The following is a 19,634-nucleotide window of genomic DNA, read 5'->3' as shown; positions in this document are numbered from 1 at the left end:
CCGCTAGGCTTTGACGAAAGGCTTGGCATCGGGGCGCTCTCAGCCCTGGACCAGCGAGCAAGAAATCGGGCGCGACGGGGCCTCCCCGCCGCGCCTTTTTCGTGGGTGGCGCCTGCATGGATGAGCTCCGCTCAGGCCGGCGGCTTGCCTGCAAGCACCTCGCGGATCTTCTGCGACAGCTCCGATTTCCGGTACGGCTTCCTGAGCAGTGCCAGGCCGGGATCGAGATGTCCTTCGTGGACGATGGTGTCGTCGGTATAGCCGGAGGTGTAGAGCACGCTCGCCCCCGGCCGGCGGAGCCGGACGGCTTCGGCCAATTCCCGTCCGTTCATGCCGCCGGGCATGATGATGTCCGTGAACAGGAGATCGAATTTGACGCCCTGGTCGACCAGCGCAAGCGCGGCTGCGCCGTCGCTGGCGGCGAGCGTGCGATAGCCGAGGGTGCCGAGCTGGGCGATGACATAGCCCTGCACCAGCGGATCGTCCTCGACCACGAGGATCGTCTCGTGCCCGCGTGCCGCCGCGGGCGGCTGAACCGGCGCCGTCCTGGCCGGCGCCTCGCCCTTCGACCGCGGCAGGAACAGCCGCATCACCGTGCCGCGCCCCTCCTCGCTCTCGATGACGACGGTCCCGCCGGTCTGGCGGGCAAAGCCGTAGACCATGCTCAGCCCAAGTCCGGTGCCGCGGCCGACGCCCTTGGTGGTGAAGAACGGCTCGAACACGCGCTCGCGGATATCTGCCGGGATGCCATGACCGGTGTCGGCCACCGCGATCATCACGAAGGCGCCGCACATGACATCGCCGTCGCCGGCACCGCTGGTGCCGTCGAGCTCGCGGTTTGCGGTCTCCAGCGTGAGCCGGCCGCCGCCCGGCATCGCGTCACGCGCATTGACGGCGAGATTGACGATCGCCGACGAGAGCTGCGACGGATCTGCCATCGCGGACCAGGCGTCGTCCGCGAGCCGGGTCACGATCTCGATATGCTCGCCGAGGATCGGCTTGAGCAGCTTCGCGGTTTCGACCACGAGTGCGTTGACGTCGATGTCGCGGGGCTCCAGCGGCTGGCGGCGCGCGAAGGTCAGGAGCTGCGAGGTGATCTCGGCGCCGCGCGCCGCCGCATCGTCGATCAGTTGTGCGATCGCGGCGAACTCGGGCTTGTCCGCAAGCCCCTCCTGGATGATCTCGATGGTGCCGGTGATGACCGTGAGCACGTTGTTGAAGTCGTGAGCGACGCCGCCGGTGAGCTGACCGATCGCGTCCATCTTCTGGGATTGGCGCAGCCGCTCCTCGGCCTCGTGCTGCACCGTGAGGTCGGTGGCCGACCCGCGATAGCCCATGAAGCGTCCGTCCGCCGCGAAGATCGGCTGGCCGTTGACGTTGAAATGATGCATGCGGCCGGCCACGTCGCGCCCGCGATACTCGAACTTCCGGAACGGCTCGTGGCGGTCCAAGGTCGCCACGTGCGCGCGCCATTTCTCAGGCTCGGCGTCGCGGTCGGAGGCGGCATCTGTGCGGTGCTTGCCGACCAGCGCCTTGTTGTCCATGCCGAAGGCGCCGGCCCGGTCGGATACGTAGGTGAAGCGATGATCCGGTCCGGTCTCCCAGAACCAGTCGGACGCGGTCTCGGCATAGTCGCGGAAACGCTCTTCACTGGCACGCGCGTCCTCTTCGGCGCGCCGGCGGATATTCAGGTCGCGCTCGAGATTTGCGTTGGCCTCGCGCAGCTCGCCATAGGCGCGCTCGAGGTTCGCGCACATCGCGTTGAAGGCGTCGATCACCTTGTCCAGCTCGTCGGGATCGCGGGGCGGCCGGCGCTCGAGGTGCAAAGGCGGCGGCGGCCGCGACAGGCTGTATTGGCCGACGAACTCGGCGATGGCGGCCAGATGCCGCGTCACCAGCAGATGGAACATGTAGATGATGAACAGCGAGACGACAAAGGTCTTCGCGGCCTGGCTTGCCAGGATGACCAGGGCCCGGTTCAGCAATTGCTGATAGACCTCGGCCAGCGTCGCCTCGACATGGAGCACGCCGATCGGGCGTGACGTCCCTGGACGCTGTAGTTCAGCGGATAGTCGCGTGTCACGGCTGAGCGGGTGCTCGGCTCGCCGACCGCGACACGGATCGGATTGGGGCGATCGGCGACCTCGCGCACCTCGGCGGCGCGAATGTCGGGCAGCCGCATGATGCCGTCGAGCTGGAGCTTGAGCTGGTTCTGGTCGAGATTCCACAGGCTCTCGCCGAGGCTGCCGGTCGTGCTGCGGCCGATCTCGTCGAGCCGCGTCTCGATGACGCCGACCTCGCGGTCGTAGTCGAGATAGAGCTGAAGGGCGGTCAGCATCAGCGTGACGATCGAGGAGAAGAGCAGCACGGCGGCCAGCAGGCGCGGCCCGACGCCGCTGCGCGACCAGTTGAAGATCCGCGACAGCAGCGCTCCGATCATCGATGGCGAAAGTGCAGCGCCGATCCCGCTCAAATCCTGCTTCGCGGCCGCCGGGGCACCGGCGCGGCTGCTGCGCTTGGAGTCCTCGTCGCCTGCGTTGCCCATGCACCACGTCCCCGGAATGGCGGCACCCTGCTCCGGACGGCGGATCGCAGCCGCGAGCAATTCGACAGTTGAGATTCTCTCTTCACGCGACCTGCGTGGCGATCCTGCCGGCCCATGGGCGGCTTGGCGGGGTCTTGTCTTGCGCCCAGCAGCAGGATTCTCCCGCAAACTATCACTTCGCGCGCTAGAATGACATTGGCTAAAGCCCGCGGTCGCCTGCAAGACGCGCCAGCGGTGCGGCCGCCACGCGGGCGCCGCCCCGGTGGATCGCGGGCATCGGAATCCAATGGTAGCCATGCAGGGCAAAGGAGACGCGTCATGTGGCGGATCATCGTCGCCTGCCTGTCATTGCTCGCCGCCGGTCCGTCGCATGCGCAGGAGCTGATCCGGCTGGCGCGGATCGCCGACATCCCCGATCAATATGTCGGCGGCGAGATGCTGCGGGCCGTCTACGCCAAGCTGAATATCAAGCTGGAGTTCGAGGACGTCCCCGGCAAGCGCGCACTGGCGCTGTCGAGCGCCGGCGAGGTCGATGGCGAGATCCAGCGGATCGGAACGCTTTCCAGCGACTACCCGACGCTGATTCAGGTCACGCCGGCGATCAACTACATCGAGCCGGCGGTCTTCACGACGAAACTCCGTTTCGACGTCGCCGGCTGGAATTCAATCAGGGAGTACAGCATCGGAATCGTCCGCGGCGTCGGCTCCTCAGAGGCCGGGACACGCGGCATGGCCCGCGTCACCGCGACCACCAGCCTCGAGAACATGATCAGGATGCTCGACGCCGACCGTTTCGAGGTGATGGTCACCGACCTCTTCAGCGGGCTCGTCGCGGTGAGGAAACTCAACCTGCAGACCAGGATTGTCCCGCTTTCGCCACCGCTGGAGCGCATCCACATCTACCATTATTTGCACGAACGCCATCGCGATCTGGTGCCGAAGGTCGGCAAAGTGATCGCGCAGATGGAAGCGAGCGGCGAGCTGGCAACGCTGCGCGAGGCGCTGGTCAAACAGGTCCTGAGTGCGCCGTGACGGCGCTGGGTCAGCTCGCGCGAAGCCGCTCACGCAGGGCAACGGCGGCAATCAACACGCCGACGCACCAGGCCATCACCGCCCGATGAGGCTCGTCGCCAAGCAGCACGGTGATGATGCTCGTCAGCAGGCACGGCGCGATTGCCTTTCGCGTCCGGCTCATCAGCGCAAGCAGGAACGGCATCGCCGCGATCGATATTTGCAGGACGTCCATGTCGAAAGACGGTGTCGCCGAAGGCTTCAGAAGCCGCACACATTGAGCGCGCGCGGGCGTTTTCCGCGGCGGCTTTCGACGATCCGCTCGCCGCCGTTCTCGGCCGAGCCGCCGTAATAGCGGTGATGGCCGGACTGGTCGTGCAAATCCGCGGCTTCCGACTTTCCCGCCCGACGCGCGTCGCAGATGATCTTGATGGTCGACATGGCCGCCTCCGAAGTGTTCTTGGTGGCCATCAGTCGCCTCGGCTTTGGACAGCGTTCACCTCCGAGGGCGGCAATCGGGTTTCAGGACGGTTTCGTCGCAACTTGCGCGACGCAATATGTTAGTCTCCGGGATTGTCGGTGTCGGCGGCGCTCATACATCCTTCCGACTGCAAGCTTGAAAAACAAACGAGGTGACGATGCTTTACGCCATCCTGGCCTACCATGTGGAAGACGAGATCTTGTCCTGGGCGCCGGTGCAGGACGCCGCGGTCGTGGCCAAAGTGATCGAGGTTCAGGCGCCCTTGAGGGCAAGCGGACACCTTGGGCCGGCCGCCCGTCTGGATGACACCCGAAAGGCGCACACCTTGCGCGGCCCCGGCGCGGGCATGGTGCTGGACGGCCCGTTTGCCGAGACCAAGGAGCAGCTTCTCGGCTTCCATCTCGTCGACTACGATACCGATGAGGAAGCGATCGCGGCGGCGCGAAAGCTGCGCGAGGTCAACCCGTCGGCGGTCTACGAAATCCGCCCGGTCAAGCTTTACGTGCCGGCCGACGGGTTCGGCGCGACAAAAGGGTGAGCCGCCGCCTCACGCGCCTGGCCCGGTCGGCGCGGCATAGAAGCGCTGGATCAACAGCCCGCCAAAGGCGATGAACCACAGGAAGGGCGCGACGTGCGGCGCGAAGGCCGCAACGATCGTGCCCGGAATGAACACCAGCAGCGGAAACATCGAGGCCATGATCTCGTGGCGCCAGCCGCCCAAAATCGTCCACCACAGCCAGGCATTGAGGCCGGCGATCGCGGTCAGATGCAGGCCGTAGAGCACGGCCACCGCGCTGCTCATGCTGTAATTGATGTAGAGGCCGTTGGTCACCGGCAGCAGCACGATCGACAGCAGGAAGAACAGGTTGAGGATCACCATGCCGCGGCTGCCCACGGGCTGGCGCGCGAGCCGGCGGTGGTGGCTGATCCAGAACACGCCGGCGATGATGAAGCTGAGCGCGAGACCGGCGAGCTTGCCGGAGTAGACATGGGCGAGATCGCTCCAGCTCGGGGCACTGGTGAACACCGCGGCCTTGGGCAGGTCGTAGGCGAGTAGCGTCATGGCGACACCAAAGATGGTGTTGCTGAGCGACTCCAGCCGCCGCATCTCGAACTGGTCGGGCTTGAGCTCGGTCATGCCGGTTGCGCGCTTCTCGGGCTGGAACTTCGGGCCGTCTTGTCCCTAGGTCTTAACATTGGTTCCGTCCAGCCGCATTGCGATTCGCGCCGGGATCGCCGACTCTCTCCCTTTCACCGGGGCGATTCGTGGCGACATATCTGGACACGCTCAATGCGGAGCAGCGCCGCGCCGTGGAGCATGGCGTCGCTGACGGCGCGACCGTGGGCGCGCCCCTGCTCGTCATCGCCGGCGCGGGCTCCGGCAAGACCAATACGCTCGCCCATCGCGTCGCGCACCTGATCGTCGCGGGCGCCGATCCACGACGCATCCTCCTGATGACGTTCTCCCGCCGCGCCGCGGCCGAGATGGCCGGCCGGGTCGAACGCATCGCACGAAAGGTACTGGGCGAGAACAACGCCGCAATCATGCGCGATGCCCTCACCTGGGCCGGCACGTTCCACGGCATCGGCGCGCGGCTCCTGCGCGAATATGCCGAGCGGATTGGCGTCGATCCAGCCTTCACCATCCACGACCGCGAGGATTCCGCCGACCTGATGAATCTGGTTCGGCACGAGCGCGGCCTGTCGAAGACCGAGAGCCGCTTTCCGGCCAAGGGCACGTGTCTGTCGATCTACTCGCGCTGCGTCAATGCCGAGATGGAGATCGAAAAAGTGCTCGGCCAGCACTATCCTTGGTGCGCGGGCTGGGCCGCCGAGCTGAAGGGCCTGTTCGCGGCCTATGTCGAGGCCAAGCAGACCCAGCACGTGCTGGATTACGACGACCTCCTGCTCTACTGGTCGCAGATGATGAGCGATGCGCTGATCGCCGAAGAGATCGGCGGCCGCTTCGATCACGTGCTGGTCGACGAATATCAGGACACCAACCGCCTGCAATCCTCGATCCTGCTGGCGCTGAAGCCGGATGGACGCGGGCTGACCGTGGTCGGCGACGACGCGCAGTCGATCTATTCGTTCCGCGCCGCCACTGTCCGCAACATCCTGGATTTTCCGCAAAGCTTCTCCCCCCGCGCCGAGATGATCACGCTCGACCGCAACTACCGCTCGACGCAACCCGTGCTGGCGGCGGCCAACGGCATCATCGGGCTAGCGCGCGAGCGCTTCACCAAGAACCTGTGGACCGACCGCACCTCGTCGCAGAAGCCACAGCTCGTCACCGTCCACGACGAGGCCGACCAGGCGCGCTACATCGTCGAGGAGGTGCTGGCCAACCGCGAGCAAGGCGCGCTGCTCAAGCACCAGGCGGTGCTGTTCCGGACGTCCTCGCATTCCGGTCCGCTGGAGATCGAGCTGACCCGCCGCAACATTCCCTTCGTCAAGTTCGGCGGACTGAAATTTCTCGATGCCGTGCATGTCAAGGACGTGCTGGCGCTGCTGCGCTTTGCCGAAAATCCGCGCGACCGCGTCGCCGGTTTCCGCATCCTGCACCTGTTGCCCGGCGTCGGCCCCGCCACCGCGCAGCGCGTGCTCGACCAGATGGCGGAGAGCACCGACCCGCTTGCCGCGCTCGGCCAGCTTGCGGTGCCGCCACGCACCGGCGACGAGTGGACCGACTTCGTCCGCACGGTCGGAAATCTGCGTTACTCGGAATGGCCCGCCGATCTCGAGCGCGTGCGGCTCTGGTATGAGCCGCATCTCGATCGCATCCACGAGGATTCCGAGACGCGCCGCGCCGATCTCATGCAGCTCGAGCAGATCGCGAGCGGCTATGCCTCGCGCGAAAAATTCCTGACCGAGCTCACGCTCGACCCGCCGGATGCGACCAGCGATAAATCCGGTCCTCCGCTCCGCGACGAGGACTATCTGATCCTCTCCACCATCCATTCGGCCAAGGGCCAGGAATGGAAGTCGGTGTTCGTGCTCAACGTCGTCGACGGCTGCATGCCGTCGGATCTCGGCGCCGGTACCTCGGCCGAGCTCGAGGAGGAGCGCCGCCTGCTCTATGTCGCGATGACGCGCGCCAAGGACGATCTGCATCTCGTCGTGCCGCAGCGCTTCTTCACCCACGGCCAGCAAGCCAAGGGCGACCGCCACGTCTACGCCTCGCGCACCCGCTTCATCCCGGAATCCCTCGTCTATCTGTTCGAGCGCACCGCCTGGCCGAAGGCGGCTTCGGCTGCGGCCCGCGCGGCGGCGCAGGGCCCGAAGATCGATATCGGGGCCCGGATGCGCGGGATGTGGCGGTAGGTGGACCCGAATCCCAGTACATCGATCCCTCGGATTGGCGCGGATCCTGCTTTCGCTGACTGGTTTGGTGAGCTAGATCATCTGGAAAGAGGTGGCTTTTGCCAGAGGATCGCTTGTCACTGCGGCTTCCGTCGCTCAATGCCCTGAGAGCCTTCGAGGCTGTCGGCCGCACCGGCAGCATCAAGGCGGCAAGCGATGAATTGTCGGTGAGTCCGACCGTCGTCTCCCGACACATCCGCAAGCTCCAGCTCGACCTCAATGTCGCGCTGGTTGCGGCGCACGGACGCGGCCTGCTGCTGACGGCCGCCGGCGAAGCATTCCACGCTCGGGTCACCCGCGCCTTCGACATCCTGCGCCAGGCCAACGAAGATGTTCGTCCGGCCAGCCGCCGAACCCTGACGATCTGGTGCATTCCCGGCATCATCAATCAGCGCCTGCTCGCCCGTTTGCCCGCGCTCATGGCCAGCCTGCCGAACTACGACATCGCCCTGTATCCAACGCTGTCGCGTGCGGACTTCACGCGCGGCGAGGCTGATGCCGAGATCGTTCACATGAACATGATGATCAGCCGCCCGAAGGTCAGGACCGAGCTGATCGCGGCGCCGAAGATTCATGCCGTCGCAAGCCCCGCGTTCAGGGCGCGCCATCCCGTCGTCACTCAGGCTTCCGATTTCCTGAACCTGCCGCTGATCCACGAAGCCTCGACGCTCTATTGGGAGCAATGGTTCGAAAATGCGGGGGTCACCGACCTGCCGATGTTGCGAGGACCGCACCTCTGGCATGCCCATCTGACGATCGAGGCCGCAAGACAGGGACAAGGCGTCGCACTCGCAAACACGCTGCTCGTCGAGGAGGACCTCGCCGCAGGCAGACTGGTCGATCTTAGCCCACACCCCGTCAGTCTCGGCGGTTACTACTTCGTCGCTGTTGCCAGACGTTGGGGCGACCCCGAACTGGTGGTGCTGCGCCGCTGGTTGAAGGAAGCATTCCAGGGGGGCATCGCCAGGACAATCGATGCGGCGGCTCGTTCTGAATAGGCCGCCTGTCCAGCGACAACGCCGACGCTCATCGTCGGCACACCGAACGCACTGATTGCAACCGTCGGCCACCGGCGGGTCAATCGTTCAAAAAACACACCATACAGATGCAAATTAGATGATTGTTGCGATTTTAGCTCTCGGCCAATCTGCAGGGATACACGGATCTCCGCACGTTCTGCCGCCGTAGCCAGAAGACGAGAATGACCAGCAACAATTTCATAAGTGTGTCAGCTTCCGCAGGAGTTGATCACGATTTGAAGATCGAGAGGCTCGTCAAGTTCTACGGAGACTTCGCCGCGCTGAACGATGTGTCCCTCACGGTCAAGCGCGGAGAATTTCTGACGCTGCTGGGGCCCTCGGGCTCAGGCAAGACCACGCTGCTGATGTCCATCGCCGGCTTCGTCCAGCCCGATCGCGGCGACATCCTGCTGGGCGGACAGAGCATCCTGCGACTCCCTCCCGAGCAGCGGAATTTCGGTATGGTGTTCCAGGGCTACGCCCTGTTTCCGCACATGACCGTGTACGACAACGTCGCGTTCCCGCTGAAGGTGCGCAAACGGCCTGCCGCCGAGATCAAGAGCAAGGTCGATGCCGCCATCGATCTGGTGCAGCTGAGCTCGCAAGCCGGCCGCTATCCGCGCCAGCTCTCCGGCGGCCAGCAGCAACGCGTCGCGCTTGCCCGCGCGATGGTCTTCACGCCTCACCTGCTTCTGCTGGACGAGCCGCTGAGCGCGCTCGACAAGAAGCTGCGCGCAGAGCTGCAGGACGAGCTGAAGCGATTGCACAAGCGGATCGGCCTGACCTTCATCTACGTCACCCATGACCAGGACGAAGCCCTGTCGATGTCAGACCGGATCGTGGTGATGCGAGACGGCAAGATGGTCCAGCAGGGATCGCCGACCGAGCTGTACGAGCGGCCCGCGACAAGCTTCGTCGCCAACTTTCTCGGCAAGAGCAATTTCCTCAAGGGCAGCGTGGACAATCACGTGGCCGGCGGCTTCGTGCTGACCCATCAGGGCGTGCGGATCATCCAGGCGAGCGACGACTGCAATCGCTCGGCGATCGGCCAGCCCGTCGTGATCGCCCTGAGGCCGGAGAAGATCACCCTCGCCGGCAAAACCGGTCAACCCGACAATACGCTCAAAGGCGTCGTCTCCGAGTGGAGCTATCTGGGCTCACAATTCCGGCTCGTGGTCGCCACGCCGGAATTCGGCGACGTCGTCGTGATGATGCCGACCTGGCGACATGGCGAGCCGCCCGTCGCCGGCGACGCCGTAACGATCGGTTGGGACCACAGCGCCGGGACGCTGGTCACCGATGCCTGAACTGCAGTGCCGCAACAGTCGAAACGAACGAATGGGGCTTCCGTCATGAACGAACGCAATTCAATTTTCACCCCGACCCGGCGCGCCCTCCTGAAGGGAGGCGCCAGCCTTCTCGCCGCTCCCGCAGTGCTCGCCGCCGGCGCTGCCCGCGCAGAGGCGCGCAAGGAGGTCGTCGTGGTCAACTACGGCGGCGCCGCCATGAAGGCTTTCGACGAAGCCTATGTGCAGCCCTTCGCCGCGCAGGGCGGCCGCATGGTGCTGGACGGCAGCGGCCCCCTCAACGGCAAGATCCTGACGATGGTCCAGTCTCGCAACGTCACCTGGGACATCTGCGATTGCGGCGTTACGACGCTGGCCGAGCTCGGGCCTCGCAACGCCCTGGAGAAGATCGACTACAGCATCGTCGACAAGAGCAAGGTCGCCACGGAATTCGCCTACGAGAACGGCGTCGTGAACTACATGTTCTCCTCCGTGCTCGCCTGGGACACGGCGAAGGTCAAGGAGACGCCGACCCTCGCAGACTTCTTCGACTTGAAGAAATATCCAGGCCGCCGCATGGTCCGCAAGGATTCCCAGGCCATGCTCGAGCTGTGCCTGATCGCCGACGGTGTCCCGCCCGACCAGCTCTATCCGCTGGACGTCAAGCGCGCCTTCACCAAGCTCGGAACCATCAAGAAGGATGTGCTCTACTGGAACAGCGGCGCCGAAAGCCAGAGCCTGATGCGGGACGGCGAATGCGTCATGGGCCTGTTGTGGCACACCCGCGCCAACGTCCTCAAGGCCGAGACCAATAACCGCATCGCCTACACCTTCAAGGACGGTCTTCTGCAGCCCGGCTTGTGGGTCGTGCCGAAGAACAATCCGGCCGGCGCCGAGGCCTTCCGCGCCATCGCCTCCATGCAGCAGCCGGAGGGGCAGGTGAAACTTCTGACTGCGATGGGCAACGGTCCCTCCAACCCGGCGGCCCAGTCCATGGTGCCGGAAGCGCTGCGCGCGACCAATCCGGCCGATCCCGCAAACGCAGCGGTTCAGGCCAGGATCAACGCGGCCTGGTACATCGAAAACCATTCCAAGACCTTCCAGGCCTATCTGGATTTCATCTCCTCCTGACGTCCGTTACCGGCGGCGTGGCGCTCCTCGGCGCCGCGCTGCCAAAACCTCGCCAAAACCGCGCAAAGCCCCGAGCGCCCGGGTCCGATATCGATGAGCTCTCCTGCAGATCAGCTGACGCCCTCGCCGTCCCGTCCGGGCTTCGGCGTAACCGCGCGCTACTGGCTGCTGATCCTGCCGGCCCTGGCGCTGATGATCGTTTGTTATATCTACCCGATCTCGAAGGTGCTCTGGTTGAGCGTCACCGAGCCGCAGCCGGGCCTCGACAACTACGCCATGCTTGCGACCAGCGCGTCGATCCAGCGCATGCTGGCGACGACGGCGCGCATCAGCGTCATCAGCACGCTGATCACGCTCGTGCTCGCCTACATCGTATCTTACGCGCTGGTCCATTCGAGCGAGCGGGTCCGCCGCTGGATGTTCCTCGGCGTTCTCGTGCCGCTGTGGATCTCTGTCCTGGTGCGCGCCTTCGCCTGGTTTGTGCTGCTGCGGCGCGAGGGTCTCATCAACAACATCCTGATCTCAAGCGGACTGGTTGACGCTCCGCTCAGCCTGATCTGGAACGAGACCGGTGTGTTGATCGGCATGGTCCACTACATGCTGCCCTTCGGCATCCTCCCCATCTACGCCAACATGCGCGACATCGATCAACGATGCGTTGCCGCAGCCCGGGGCCTCGGCGCCAGCCGCGCCGTCGCGTTCCGCCAGGTGTTCCTGCCATTGTCGATGCCCGGAGTCGTCGGCGCCAGTATCCTCGTGTTCATCTTCTCCCTCGGCTTCTTCGTGACCCCGGCCATTCTCGGCGGCGGCAAGACTCTGATGATCGCCGAATATATCAAGGTCCAGATTCTCGAGATCGTCCGCTGGGGCGTCGGCAGTATGCTGGCCGGCACCCTGCTCATCATCATCGGCGGGCTGCTTGTCGCGCTCGCCCGCGTCGTCGATCTGCGCAAGCTGTTCGGGTCCATATGAGCACCAGCAGCACCGCATTCGAAGGCTCCTCGCCTATGACGCGCTCGATCGCATGGGCGATTATCTGCTTTCTCGTCCTGCCCATCACCATCGTCTTCGCGGTGTCGCTGACCGATCGTCCCTATCTGTCGCTGCCTCGCGACGGCGTCTCGCTGCAATATTATCGCAACCTGCTGACCAGCCAGGCCTGGCTGACGAGCATCCTGCACAGCCTCGTCATCGCGATCTGCTCGACGGTCATCGCGACGGTCGCCGGAACGCTCTGCGCTATCGGATGCTGGCGTCTCGGCAACCGTGCCAGCAATATCGTCCGCCTCGTCATGCTGATGCCGATCATGGTGCCGACCATCGTCTACGCGCTCGGCATCTATCAGGTCTGGGTGGACCTCAGGCTGATCGATACCTACACCGGCGTGATCATCGCCCATGCGGTGACCGGCATGCCCTATGTGATCATCACCGTCTCGACGGCGCTCGCCGGCTTCGACCCCAGGCTCGAACAGGCGGCCCTCAACCTCGGCGCCAGCATTGGCCAGACGCTGCGCATGGTCATCATCCCGAACATTCTGCCGGGCATCATCTCCGGTGTGATCTTCGCCTTCATCCACAGTTGGGATGAGCTGGTGATCGTGCTGTTCATTGCCGGCCGCGGGGTTTTCACGCTTCCGCGGCGGATGTGGGACGGCATCAACGAACAACTCGATCCCACCATGGCCGCAGTCGCCGCCGTGCTCATCCTGATCACGGTCAGTCTTCTCTTCATCGATATCGCAGTCCGGGCGTACCGCTCGCGTTGAGCCCGCATGCGCCACACCAACCACTTCCCGCAGGAGCCCCTCATGTCGATCATTTCCGAGCCAGAATTTCGCTACAACATGCTGATCAAAGCGTTTCCGTCGCGCGCCGAACCGGCCTTCGAGACGGAATCGGAGCAGGTCGGCGTTTGGGGGCGCCGCTGGGGCTGCAACAACGACGTCGGCCAGATCCGGATGGTGCTCATGCATCGCCCCGGCGCCGAGTTGAATATCGTTGACGCGAACAAGCGCCTGCCCGAGATCGGCGCCTTCGGCGACCCCGAGCAAGGCTGGTACTGGCGCGGCGACGTGATCCCGGATCTGGCCGCACAGCAGAGCCAGCATGACGCGCTCGCTCAGGCGTTACGCGAGGAAGGCGCGGAGGTCGTCTATGTCGATCAATGCGCGCCGGGCAAGATGAAGACCGTCTACACGCGCGACAGCGTGATTGCCGTCGACGGCGGCGCCATCGTCACCCGCCTCGGCCCCCCGATCAGGCGCGGGGAAGAGCTGCCGGTCAGCCGTACCCTGGCCAAGCTCGGGATGCCGATCCTCAGGACGATCTCCGGCACGGGACTCATGGAAGGTGGCAGCTTCGCCTTCATCACGCCCAAGGTCGCGGTCGTGGGGCTGTCGAGCCGCGTCGACGAGGAAGGCGCGCGCCAGCTCGAGGAAGTGTTGCGCACGCAGGGCGTGGAGCTGCTGCGCGTCCAGCTGACCGGCTATCGGCTGCACATCGACGGCATGTTCGTGATGATCGACCGCGATACCGCCTTCGTGAACCCGACGTTGCTACCGTTCTGGTTCCTTGAAAAACTGAAGGAACTCGGGATTCGCCAGATCGAGGTCTGTCCCGATGACCAGAACTGGGTGATCAATTGTCTCGCCGTACGCCCGGGCCATGTCATCGTGCCCGAAGGCATTTCGCCGCGGACCATGGAGAAATTCGTCAAGGCCGGCATCACCACGCGCGTTGTGGCTTACGACAAGGTCGCGCTCGGCGGCGGCGGCATCCACTGCTCGACCTCGCCGCTGATCCGCGATCCGCTCTGACTGTCATGAGCACGAGGCGGCAACGACATCTGCCGCCTCGTGACCGCGCAGAGAGCAAGGGTCTACCAAACGGAAACCGAGCATTTCCGAAACCCGCCTTGTGACCCGGCGGCCATCCACCACATGTCGTCGATCCTCCCCCGCAGAGACCTGATCGATGACCGCACCGCTTCAATTCGGACTGGATACCTTTGGCGACGTCACCAAGGACGGCACAGGCAAGACGCTTGCGCATGCGCAGGTGATCCGCAACGTCGTCGACGAAGCCGTGCTGGCCGACGAGCTCGGCATCGACTTCATCGGCCTCGGCGAGCATCACCGATCTGATTTTGCGATCTCCTCGCCCGAGACCGTGCTGGCCGCGATCGCGTCGCGCACCAGGCGCATCCATCTCGGCTCGGCCGTGACGGTGCTGAGCTCGGACGACCCCATTCGCGTGTTCCAGCGCTTTGCCACGCTCGATGCGCTCTCCAACGGCCGCGCCGAGGTCATCCTCGGCCGCGGCTCCTTCACCGAATCCTTTCCGCTGTTCGGCTTCGACCTGCGCGCTTACGAGGCGCTGTTCGAGGAGAAACTCGACCTGTTCACGGCACTCTTGTCGCAGCAACCGGTGACCTGGGAGGGCAAGCTGCGTCCGCCGCTGAAAGAGCAGCTGATCTATCCGCCGGTCGAGAACGGCCGGCTTAAGACCTGGATCGGCGTCGGCGGCAGCCCGCAATCGGTGGTGCGCGCCGCGCATTACGACCTGCCCCTGATGCTCGCGATCATCGGCGGCGATCCCGCGCGCTTTGCGCCTTACGTCGATCTCTATCACCGCGCCTTCAAGGAGTTCGGCCGCCCGGCGCAGCCGATCGGCGTGCACTCGCCCGGTTACGTCGCCGAGACGGACGAACAGGCGCGCGAAGAGCTGTGGCCCGACTACAAGGCGATGCGCGACCGGATCGGCAAGGAGCGCGGCTGGCCGCCGATGGGCCGCGACGAGTTCGTCAATGAGGCCGAGCACGGCTCGCTCTATGTGGGCTCGCCGGAAACCGTCGCGCGCAAGATCGCCAAGACCGCAAAGGCGCTTGGCATTTCGCGCTTCCAGCTGAAGTATTCGGCGGGGCCTTTGCCGCACGAGAAGCTGATGCGGAGCATCGAGCTTTACGGGGGGAAAGTGGTGCCAATGGTCAGGGAGATGATGGGGTGACTTACGCTCTGGACCAGTCCGTCTGCGCCCTCCGGGCTACGGCGTGACAGCCTTCGCTAGCTTCGCGTGACGGTGATTTGGTCAGGCTTGCCCAGCCGTAGCTCGCGAAGCGAGCGAAGGCTGGTGGGGGAGGCAGGACTCGAACCTGCGAAGCCATGAGGCGGCTGATTTACAGTCAGCTCCCTTTGCCACTCGGGACACTCCCCCGCTCGACGGCAGCACAATCGGGCCGGACCTTGCCGGCGACCGAAGACGGCCATGGAACGTGAAGGCCGCGACAGCCCGGATGGGGGCGCGACCGGGCGCGTTTATGGGCGATGCGGTGGGGCAAAGTCAACCGAGGCGAACAGCTAAAATCGTCCCCGAAGCCACCCAAATTGCCATATTCCGGGACCCGTGACACAAGCGAGCCCATGAAGGATCGAAAATTTACCCCAAGGGGCCCCCGCGGCGGGGCTAAGCCCTTCAACAGGCCCGGAAAATCAGCCGGCCGGCCGGCCTGGCGCGACCGCGATTCGCAGTCCGACGGACCGGTCATCCTCTATGGCTGGCACACCGTGACCATGGCGCTCGCCAACCCTCAGCGGCAGATCCGCAAGCTGACGCTGACCGAGAACGCCGCAAAGCGGCTTGCGGACGAAAACATCGCGACCCGCGTCACGCCCGAGATCGTCCGGCCCCAGGAGATCGACCGCCTGCTGTCGCCCGACGCCGTGCACCAGGGCCTGCTGGCCGAGGCCGACGCCCTGCCCTCGCCCGACATCGAGACCCTGGACCAGGAAGGCATGGTGCTGGTGCTCGACCAGATCACCGATCCGCACAATGTCGGCGCCATCCTGCGCTCCGCAGCGGCTTTCGCGGTGAAGGCGATCGTCACCACGGCGCGCCACAGCCCCGAGGCAACCGGCGTGCTGGCCAAGGCCGCTTCCGGCGCTCTCGAGCTGGTGCCAATGGTGACCGTGCAGAACCTCGCCCGCGCACTCACCGCGCTGAACGAGCGCGGCTTCCAGACCGTTGGGCTGGACAGCGAAGGCAGCGAGGACCTCTCGAACGTCACGCTGCGCGAGCCGCTCGCGCTGGTGCTTGGTGCCGAAGGCAAGGGCCTGCGGCAATTGACCCGCGAGACATGCAGCGTCGTGGCGCGGCTCGACATGCCCGGCGAGATCAAGAGCCTCAACGTCTCCAACGCCGCCGTGCTCTCGCTCTATGTTGGCGCGAGCCGTCTCGGGTTGATGAAGCGCTAGAGCGTTTTCGAGCGAAGTGGATACCGGTTCGCGTCAAGAAAACGCGTCAAACTAAGAATCCAAAAAACAAAACGCCCGTCCGCATCGCGCGGACGGGCGTTTCGTCAACTCAACCAATCAAACGATCAGTAATAGCGGCGCAGCACGCGGTGGCCGCCGTAATACGGCGCGCGGTGGGCGTAGCCGTAGCGCGGACCGTAGCCGTAGTGCGTGCGCGGCAGATAGCCGTAGCGCGGGCCATAGCCGTAGCGATACGGACGGTAGTACGGGCGCTGATAGGGATAGGCGGCGGCGGCACGATAGCCATAGCCATTGCCGTAGCCATAACCACGGCCGTAGCCGTAGTTAGCGGGCGCGACGACCGCGTCCTCACGATAGGTCGGGTACGGCGCGAATGCGCCCGGTCCGGTGTAGGTCGGCCCCTGGTTGACGTAGTAATACTGCGTGGCTGGCTCGGCGAGGTGCTCAAAGCCCCATCCGCCATAACCCGGGCCATAGCCCCAGCTACCGCAACCCGTGTTGCAGCCGCTATAGACCGGCGCAACCGGTGCGCACGTGCTGAAGCCGCAAGCCGCGGCGGGCGCGGTGGCGACGAACATCACGGCAGCCGCCGCAACCAGTCCCGAAATCATTTGACGCATTACTCTCTCCTGTTGATTTTCGTATCTTGGATTTTTTCTTGGATTTTTGACGTTTCTTAAGTTGGCGGCCTTCCGGGCGCCTCTGCATGCGGCCGCGGCCGAGGACGCCGCGGACGGTCGTTGATCTCAGGCGCGAAGATCACCGGCGGCGGATTGACGGGCACGTCCATCTGCGGCGGCAGCGGCGCCGATTGCACACCCCAGCTCTGGTGATAGCTCTCGGCGGGCCTCGGCAATTTGCGGTTAGCGGGCGGCTCGACCTCGAGCCGGCCGTAGCCGGGCCGCAGGCCCATGGTCGGATAATAATGGCCGACATCCTCGGGCTGCCGCTCGGCGATGTAGCGCCCGCCATAGATGGTCGGCTGCACCTGGACATTCTTGCCGAGGCCCCAGACACCCTCGACCACGCTGTAGGACGCGTCGATGTTGTTGATGATGATGGGCACGCCTGGGCGGCCGGGAACGACGATATCGAAGCCGCCGCCGGCAAACGCCGTCGCGGGCAGTCCGATCAGAAAGGCGGCGAGCGCGAGAGCGCGCATGGAAGGATTCCGGTTTATCCGACGCTCATCCTATCCGATCGCCACGCGGAGAGGGTTAAGGCCCCCTCACCAATTTCCGGTAAGCCTAACGCGCAAGGGTCGACAGCGGCTCAAATGCCGCAAGCTGCGCTAGCGAAGCGTTAACGGGACACAAACCCGCCGCACATGCCGGATCGCACGAGGTTGCGTGGCGCAAACTTCACATCCTCGGCGGGCTCACGTCGATGTGACCCCACATGCGAGAAGCCGCGGAACGACTGCCGGATGGCGCGCTTAGCACAGGTCTCAACAACATGGAGCAAATGCCATGACGAGCCTGAAGCTTCTTGGCTTGGCCGCGATCGTCGCGTCCACGCTGGCAACACCGGCCTTCGCGCAAACCACAGTCGACAATTCGGGCCGCTGCACGGGGCTCTTCCAGGATCCCAATTGCCAGAATCTCACCCCCGGCAATCCCACCACCGATCGCGCCTCTCGGCGCCGGCACATGGCCCGCGGCCAAGTGAATCCGGATGACGGAACTCGATCGGGCTTCTGGCCGGTCGACACCGCAGGCGCCGTTGCTGGCGCCGCCGTCGGCACCGCGGCAGCCGTTGCATCCGCGCCGTTCCGCGGCTGGGACAATTCCTACGCCTATGACACTTCCGGTGGGTATGCCGGCGGCCGCAGCGAAATGGGCTGGTACGGCAATTGGGATACCTATGCGGCCCGCAACGGCATCGTTTGCCGGCCCGGGACCTGGTACAAGGGAGCGGACGGCCTCCAGCACATCTGCCAGTAACACGGCACAAGTCGGGTGAAGAGGATCAGGCGGCCCTACGGGCCGCCTGTTTCATGGCGGCGAAACGCACCTCTGGAAGCATGGAATGCCGAAAAAGTTCACTTCGCGGATATGAGGTGACACATGAAACGACTACCCGGCACCGCCGCCATCGTCCTAGCCTCCGCAACACTGCTCGCCCTGACCGGCGCCGCGCACGCGGTCGATCACGGCAAGGCCGCCAGCGACTACGGTTTTGCGAACGCCTCCCTCGAACTCTATTGCAAGGGTATCCTGACCGTGGCCGATGCGAAGGAGAAAGCCAAGCTCGACCGGATGTACCGAAACAATTCACGCTGGAAAAAGGACTACGCCGAGGGTTACGACTACATCGCGGTCGCTAATGCTTTAGCGCGGCGCGTTCGCTATCATCTTAGCGACCCTTTCCCTTCATGATCTCGTCTATCATCATGAGCGTATCTCTATACGCTTGATCCATCACCGGGCGGCAAGTGCCCTCGAATTGATCACGCAACACTTTGATGTTGTCGCACTTGCGCGACATCTCGTTTGTCATCTTGTCGTTGGCGATAGTAGCCAATGCTCCAACCGCTTCTTTGGAAACGCCAGCCTGCGCACCTATGCGAATGCTGCGACCGTGCAACACGCCTGCTGCAGTCTTGAGTTTGCCGAGCAAAGGGTCGCTTGGGTCTTTTTGCTCACGACAGACGGCATCAATAGTCGCGTAATTAGCGCAGTTGATTGCCTCATCTAGAGGCGCCGCGTGAGCGTCGGCGGCTGCGAGTGCAGCGGCGATGGCGAGAAAGCGTTTCATGTCTCGTCCTCACTCCAAAGGGACGTATTTGGTTCCGAGACCGCGCAAGGCTTTGACAGCTTTGGAGCACCATTCGTTTTGTCAGCTTTAGTCTTCCAAGAATCGGTTGACGGTTGCGTCGACGATCATCCGTTCTTTTGGTCTGACATCCTTCGCCCGTACCTCCAACGGGGGCAGTCTGGTTTCCGGCTCTACACATTTTCTGCCAGGCGGCGGTGCGGAGAAGAGCGCAAGCCAGTCAGACTAGACCTACACCCCGACTGCGGCTATATCGACGCAAACGCTGCCCGACCGTGCACCCCAACGTGCCGACCGGACAAGTTTCTTCTCGTTAACTGCTTATAATTGTTTGGTTTTGCCGGCTTAGCTCAGCGGTAGAGCAGCGGTTTTGTAAACCGAAGGTCGGGGGTTCAATCCCCTCAGCCGGCACCAGATATCTTAAACATATCAATTCCTTATAAGAGCCACCAATTTGGCACGAGGGAAGCTTGCCAGAAAAAGCCACCGGAAAGCCACCGCGAGCGAAACAGCCCGCCCCATCGCTGGAGCGGGCTTCGGGGGCCGGTTGATAGGTGAGATTAGCGCAGCACCTCGGCACAATACACGTGCTTGGCAAGGCTGCCCCGTGACGAGGCGGGCTTAGTCTGGCGGAGTTTTAGTGACGAACGCACAGCACACGACTTGTCATCCGAGTCCCGCTCCGACTTTCGTCATGTTGAACTGGGCGGCAACATAAGCAGTCTGACGAGAAGTCCAGACAATGTGAGG

Annotated in this window: 19 protein-coding genes, 2 tRNA genes and 1 pseudogene; 14 read left to right on the top strand and 8 right to left on the bottom strand. The window is 64.2% G+C overall.

Annotated elements, in window-relative coordinates; translation table 11 throughout:
* Positions 1-131 precede the first annotated feature (131 nt).
* Positions 132-2,545 (bottom strand): annotated as a pseudogene (locus tag AB7531_RS17170) (ATP-binding protein).
* Between the two features lie 318 nt (positions 2,546-2,863).
* Here AB7531_RS17170 and AB7531_RS17165 point away from each other — a divergent pair.
* Complete coding sequence (locus AB7531_RS17165) at positions 2,864-3,577, top strand: substrate-binding periplasmic protein (RefSeq protein ID WP_063982547.1); 714 nt, start codon at positions 2,864-2,866, stop codon at positions 3,575-3,577.
* Between the two features lie 10 nt (positions 3,578-3,587).
* Here the strand turns inward: AB7531_RS17165 and AB7531_RS17160 are convergent, their stop codons facing one another.
* Both AB7531_RS17160 and AB7531_RS17155 read right to left on the bottom strand, forming a co-directional pair.
* Positions 3,588-3,791, bottom strand: a complete 204-nt coding sequence (locus tag AB7531_RS17160) for a hypothetical protein (RefSeq protein ID WP_063982546.1) — start codon at positions 3,789-3,791, stop codon at positions 3,588-3,590.
* Positions 3,792-3,817: 26 nt separating this feature from the next.
* Positions 3,818-4,027 carry a hypothetical protein gene (locus AB7531_RS17155; protein ID WP_245328624.1) on the bottom strand — a complete coding sequence of 70 codons (210 nt, stop codon included), beginning with the start codon at positions 4,025-4,027 and terminating at the stop codon, positions 3,818-3,820.
* Positions 4,028-4,194: 167 nt separating this feature from the next.
* Between AB7531_RS17155 and AB7531_RS17150 the strand changes: the two genes are divergently transcribed.
* The gene (locus tag AB7531_RS17150; RefSeq protein ID WP_063986283.1) at positions 4,195-4,575 is read left to right on the top strand and encodes a YciI family protein; all 381 of its coding nucleotides are present in this window, start codon (positions 4,195-4,197) and stop codon (positions 4,573-4,575) included.
* 9 nt (positions 4,576-4,584) lie between these two features.
* Here the strand turns inward: AB7531_RS17150 and AB7531_RS17145 are convergent, their stop codons facing one another.
* Positions 4,585-5,175 (bottom strand): TMEM175 family protein, encoded by a 591-nt coding sequence (locus AB7531_RS17145; protein ID WP_063982545.1) that lies wholly within the window; start codon positions 5,173-5,175, stop codon positions 4,585-4,587.
* A gap of 128 nt (positions 5,176-5,303) precedes the next feature.
* Between AB7531_RS17145 and AB7531_RS17140 the strand changes: the two genes are divergently transcribed.
* The 8 genes from AB7531_RS17140 (at position 5,304) to AB7531_RS17105 (ending at position 14,844) form a co-directional block, all read left to right on the top strand.
* Positions 5,304-7,361: an ATP-dependent helicase gene (locus tag AB7531_RS17140; protein ID WP_063982544.1), complete on the top strand. Its 2,058-nt coding sequence runs from the start codon at positions 5,304-5,306 to the stop codon at positions 7,359-7,361.
* Positions 7,362-7,474: 113 nt separating this feature from the next.
* On the top strand, positions 7,475-8,398 hold the full coding sequence (locus AB7531_RS17135) for a LysR substrate-binding domain-containing protein (protein ID WP_063982543.1): 924 nt from the start codon (positions 7,475-7,477) through the stop codon (positions 8,396-8,398).
* Positions 8,399-8,655: 257 nt separating this feature from the next.
* Complete coding sequence (locus tag AB7531_RS17130) at positions 8,656-9,726, top strand: ABC transporter ATP-binding protein (protein ID WP_199877129.1); 1,071 nt, start codon at positions 8,656-8,658, stop codon at positions 9,724-9,726.
* Positions 9,727-9,771: 45 nt separating this feature from the next.
* Complete coding sequence (locus AB7531_RS17125; RefSeq protein WP_063982541.1) at positions 9,772-10,836, top strand: ABC transporter substrate-binding protein; 1,065 nt, start codon at positions 9,772-9,774, stop codon at positions 10,834-10,836.
* A gap of 93 nt (positions 10,837-10,929) precedes the next feature.
* Positions 10,930-11,808: an ABC transporter permease gene (locus AB7531_RS17120; protein WP_084795074.1), complete on the top strand. Its 879-nt coding sequence runs from the start codon at positions 10,930-10,932 to the stop codon at positions 11,806-11,808.
* The gene (locus AB7531_RS17115; protein ID WP_063982540.1) at positions 11,805-12,605 is read left to right on the top strand and encodes an ABC transporter permease; all 801 of its coding nucleotides are present in this window, start codon (positions 11,805-11,807) and stop codon (positions 12,603-12,605) included. Before AB7531_RS17120 ends, AB7531_RS17115 begins: the two co-directional genes overlap by 4 nt.
* A 42-nt stretch (positions 12,606-12,647) precedes the next feature.
* Entirely contained in the window at positions 12,648-13,655 is a 1,008-nt protein-coding gene (locus AB7531_RS17110) for a dimethylarginine dimethylaminohydrolase family protein (RefSeq protein WP_063986281.1), read from the top strand.
* A gap of 157 nt (positions 13,656-13,812) precedes the next feature.
* On the top strand, positions 13,813-14,844 hold the full coding sequence (locus tag AB7531_RS17105) for an LLM class flavin-dependent oxidoreductase (RefSeq protein ID WP_063982539.1): 1,032 nt from the start codon (positions 13,813-13,815) through the stop codon (positions 14,842-14,844).
* Positions 14,845-14,965: 121 nt separating this feature from the next.
* On the opposite strand, the gene AB7531_RS17100 is transcribed toward AB7531_RS17105, so the two are convergent.
* Positions 14,966-15,051, bottom strand: a tRNA-Tyr gene (locus AB7531_RS17100).
* A gap of 206 nt (positions 15,052-15,257) precedes the next feature.
* On the opposite strand from AB7531_RS17100, the gene rlmB reads away from it, so the two are divergent.
* Entirely contained in the window at positions 15,258-16,088 is an 831-nt protein-coding gene (gene rlmB, locus AB7531_RS17095) for a 23S rRNA (guanosine(2251)-2'-O)-methyltransferase RlmB (protein WP_063982538.1), read from the top strand.
* A 125-nt stretch (positions 16,089-16,213) separates the two neighbouring features.
* Here the strand turns inward: rlmB and AB7531_RS17090 are convergent, their stop codons facing one another.
* Both AB7531_RS17090 and AB7531_RS17085 read right to left on the bottom strand, forming a co-directional pair.
* The gene (locus tag AB7531_RS17090; RefSeq protein WP_063982537.1) at positions 16,214-16,729 is read right to left on the bottom strand and encodes a hypothetical protein; all 516 of its coding nucleotides are present in this window, start codon (positions 16,727-16,729) and stop codon (positions 16,214-16,216) included.
* 56 nt (positions 16,730-16,785) lie between these two features.
* Positions 16,786-17,271: a hypothetical protein gene (locus AB7531_RS17085; RefSeq protein WP_063982536.1), complete on the bottom strand. Its 486-nt coding sequence runs from the start codon at positions 17,269-17,271 to the stop codon at positions 16,786-16,788.
* 307 nt (positions 17,272-17,578) lie between these two features.
* Between AB7531_RS17085 and AB7531_RS17080 the strand changes: the two genes are divergently transcribed.
* Both AB7531_RS17080 and AB7531_RS17075 read left to right on the top strand, forming a co-directional pair.
* On the top strand, positions 17,579-18,052 hold the full coding sequence (locus tag AB7531_RS17080; protein WP_063982535.1) for a hypothetical protein: 474 nt from the start codon (positions 17,579-17,581) through the stop codon (positions 18,050-18,052).
* 123 nt (positions 18,053-18,175) lie between these two features.
* Positions 18,176-18,487, top strand: coding sequence for a hypothetical protein (locus tag AB7531_RS17075; protein ID WP_063982534.1), 312 nt, complete (start codon positions 18,176-18,178; stop codon positions 18,485-18,487).
* Here the strand turns inward: AB7531_RS17075 and AB7531_RS17070 are convergent.
* Positions 18,465-18,866, bottom strand: coding sequence for a hypothetical protein (locus tag AB7531_RS17070; protein ID WP_063982533.1), 402 nt, complete (start codon positions 18,864-18,866; stop codon positions 18,465-18,467). The two genes, AB7531_RS17075 and AB7531_RS17070, sit on opposite strands and share 23 nt — an antisense overlap.
* A 357-nt stretch (positions 18,867-19,223) precedes the next feature.
* On the opposite strand from AB7531_RS17070, the gene AB7531_RS17065 reads away from it, so the two are divergent.
* A tRNA-Thr gene (locus AB7531_RS17065) sits at positions 19,224-19,298 on the top strand.
* Positions 19,299-19,634: the final 336 nt, after the last annotated feature.

It is taken from the genome of Bradyrhizobium sp. 63_E2_N1_3 (genome assembly GCF_052076005.1).
GTDB classification, from domain to species: Bacteria; Pseudomonadota; Alphaproteobacteria; order Rhizobiales; family Xanthobacteraceae; genus Bradyrhizobium; species Bradyrhizobium barranii.
Note: the sequence above shows the minus strand (reverse complement) of the source record. Positions and strands in the feature narration are given on the sequence as shown.

Coding starts and splice junctions, on each gene's coding strand:
- AB7531_RS17080 (WP_063982535.1), top strand. CDS start 17,579: ATGACGAGCCTGAAGCTTCTTGGCTTGGCCGCGATCGTCGCGTCCACG.
- AB7531_RS17120 (WP_084795074.1), top strand. CDS start 10,930: ATGAGCTCTCCTGCAGATCAGCTGACGCCCTCGCCGTCCCGTCCGGGC.
- AB7531_RS17070 (WP_063982533.1), bottom strand. CDS start 18,866: ATGAAACGCTTTCTCGCCATCGCCGCTGCACTCGCAGCCGCCGACGCT.
- AB7531_RS17150 (WP_063986283.1), top strand. CDS start 4,195: ATGCTTTACGCCATCCTGGCCTACCATGTGGAAGACGAGATCTTGTCC.
- AB7531_RS17145 (WP_063982545.1), bottom strand. CDS start 5,175: ATGACCGAGCTCAAGCCCGACCAGTTCGAGATGCGGCGGCTGGAGTCG.
- AB7531_RS17090 (WP_063982537.1), bottom strand. CDS start 16,729: ATGCGTCAAATGATTTCGGGACTGGTTGCGGCGGCTGCCGTGATGTTC.
- AB7531_RS17075 (WP_063982534.1), top strand. CDS start 18,176: ATGAAACGACTACCCGGCACCGCCGCCATCGTCCTAGCCTCCGCAACA.
- AB7531_RS17155 (WP_245328624.1), bottom strand. CDS start 4,027: ATGGCCACCAAGAACACTTCGGAGGCGGCCATGTCGACCATCAAGATC.
- AB7531_RS17110 (WP_063986281.1), top strand. CDS start 12,648: ATGTCGATCATTTCCGAGCCAGAATTTCGCTACAACATGCTGATCAAA.
- AB7531_RS17125 (WP_063982541.1), top strand. CDS start 9,772: ATGAACGAACGCAATTCAATTTTCACCCCGACCCGGCGCGCCCTCCTG.
- AB7531_RS17160 (WP_063982546.1), bottom strand. CDS start 3,791: ATGGACGTCCTGCAAATATCGATCGCGGCGATGCCGTTCCTGCTTGCG.
- AB7531_RS17085 (WP_063982536.1), bottom strand. CDS start 17,271: ATGCGCGCTCTCGCGCTCGCCGCCTTTCTGATCGGACTGCCCGCGACG.
- AB7531_RS17105 (WP_063982539.1), top strand. CDS start 13,813: ATGACCGCACCGCTTCAATTCGGACTGGATACCTTTGGCGACGTCACC.
- rlmB (WP_063982538.1), top strand. CDS start 15,258: ATGAAGGATCGAAAATTTACCCCAAGGGGCCCCCGCGGCGGGGCTAAG.
- AB7531_RS17115 (WP_063982540.1), top strand. CDS start 11,805: ATGAGCACCAGCAGCACCGCATTCGAAGGCTCCTCGCCTATGACGCGC.
- AB7531_RS17165 (WP_063982547.1), top strand. CDS start 2,864: ATGTGGCGGATCATCGTCGCCTGCCTGTCATTGCTCGCCGCCGGTCCG.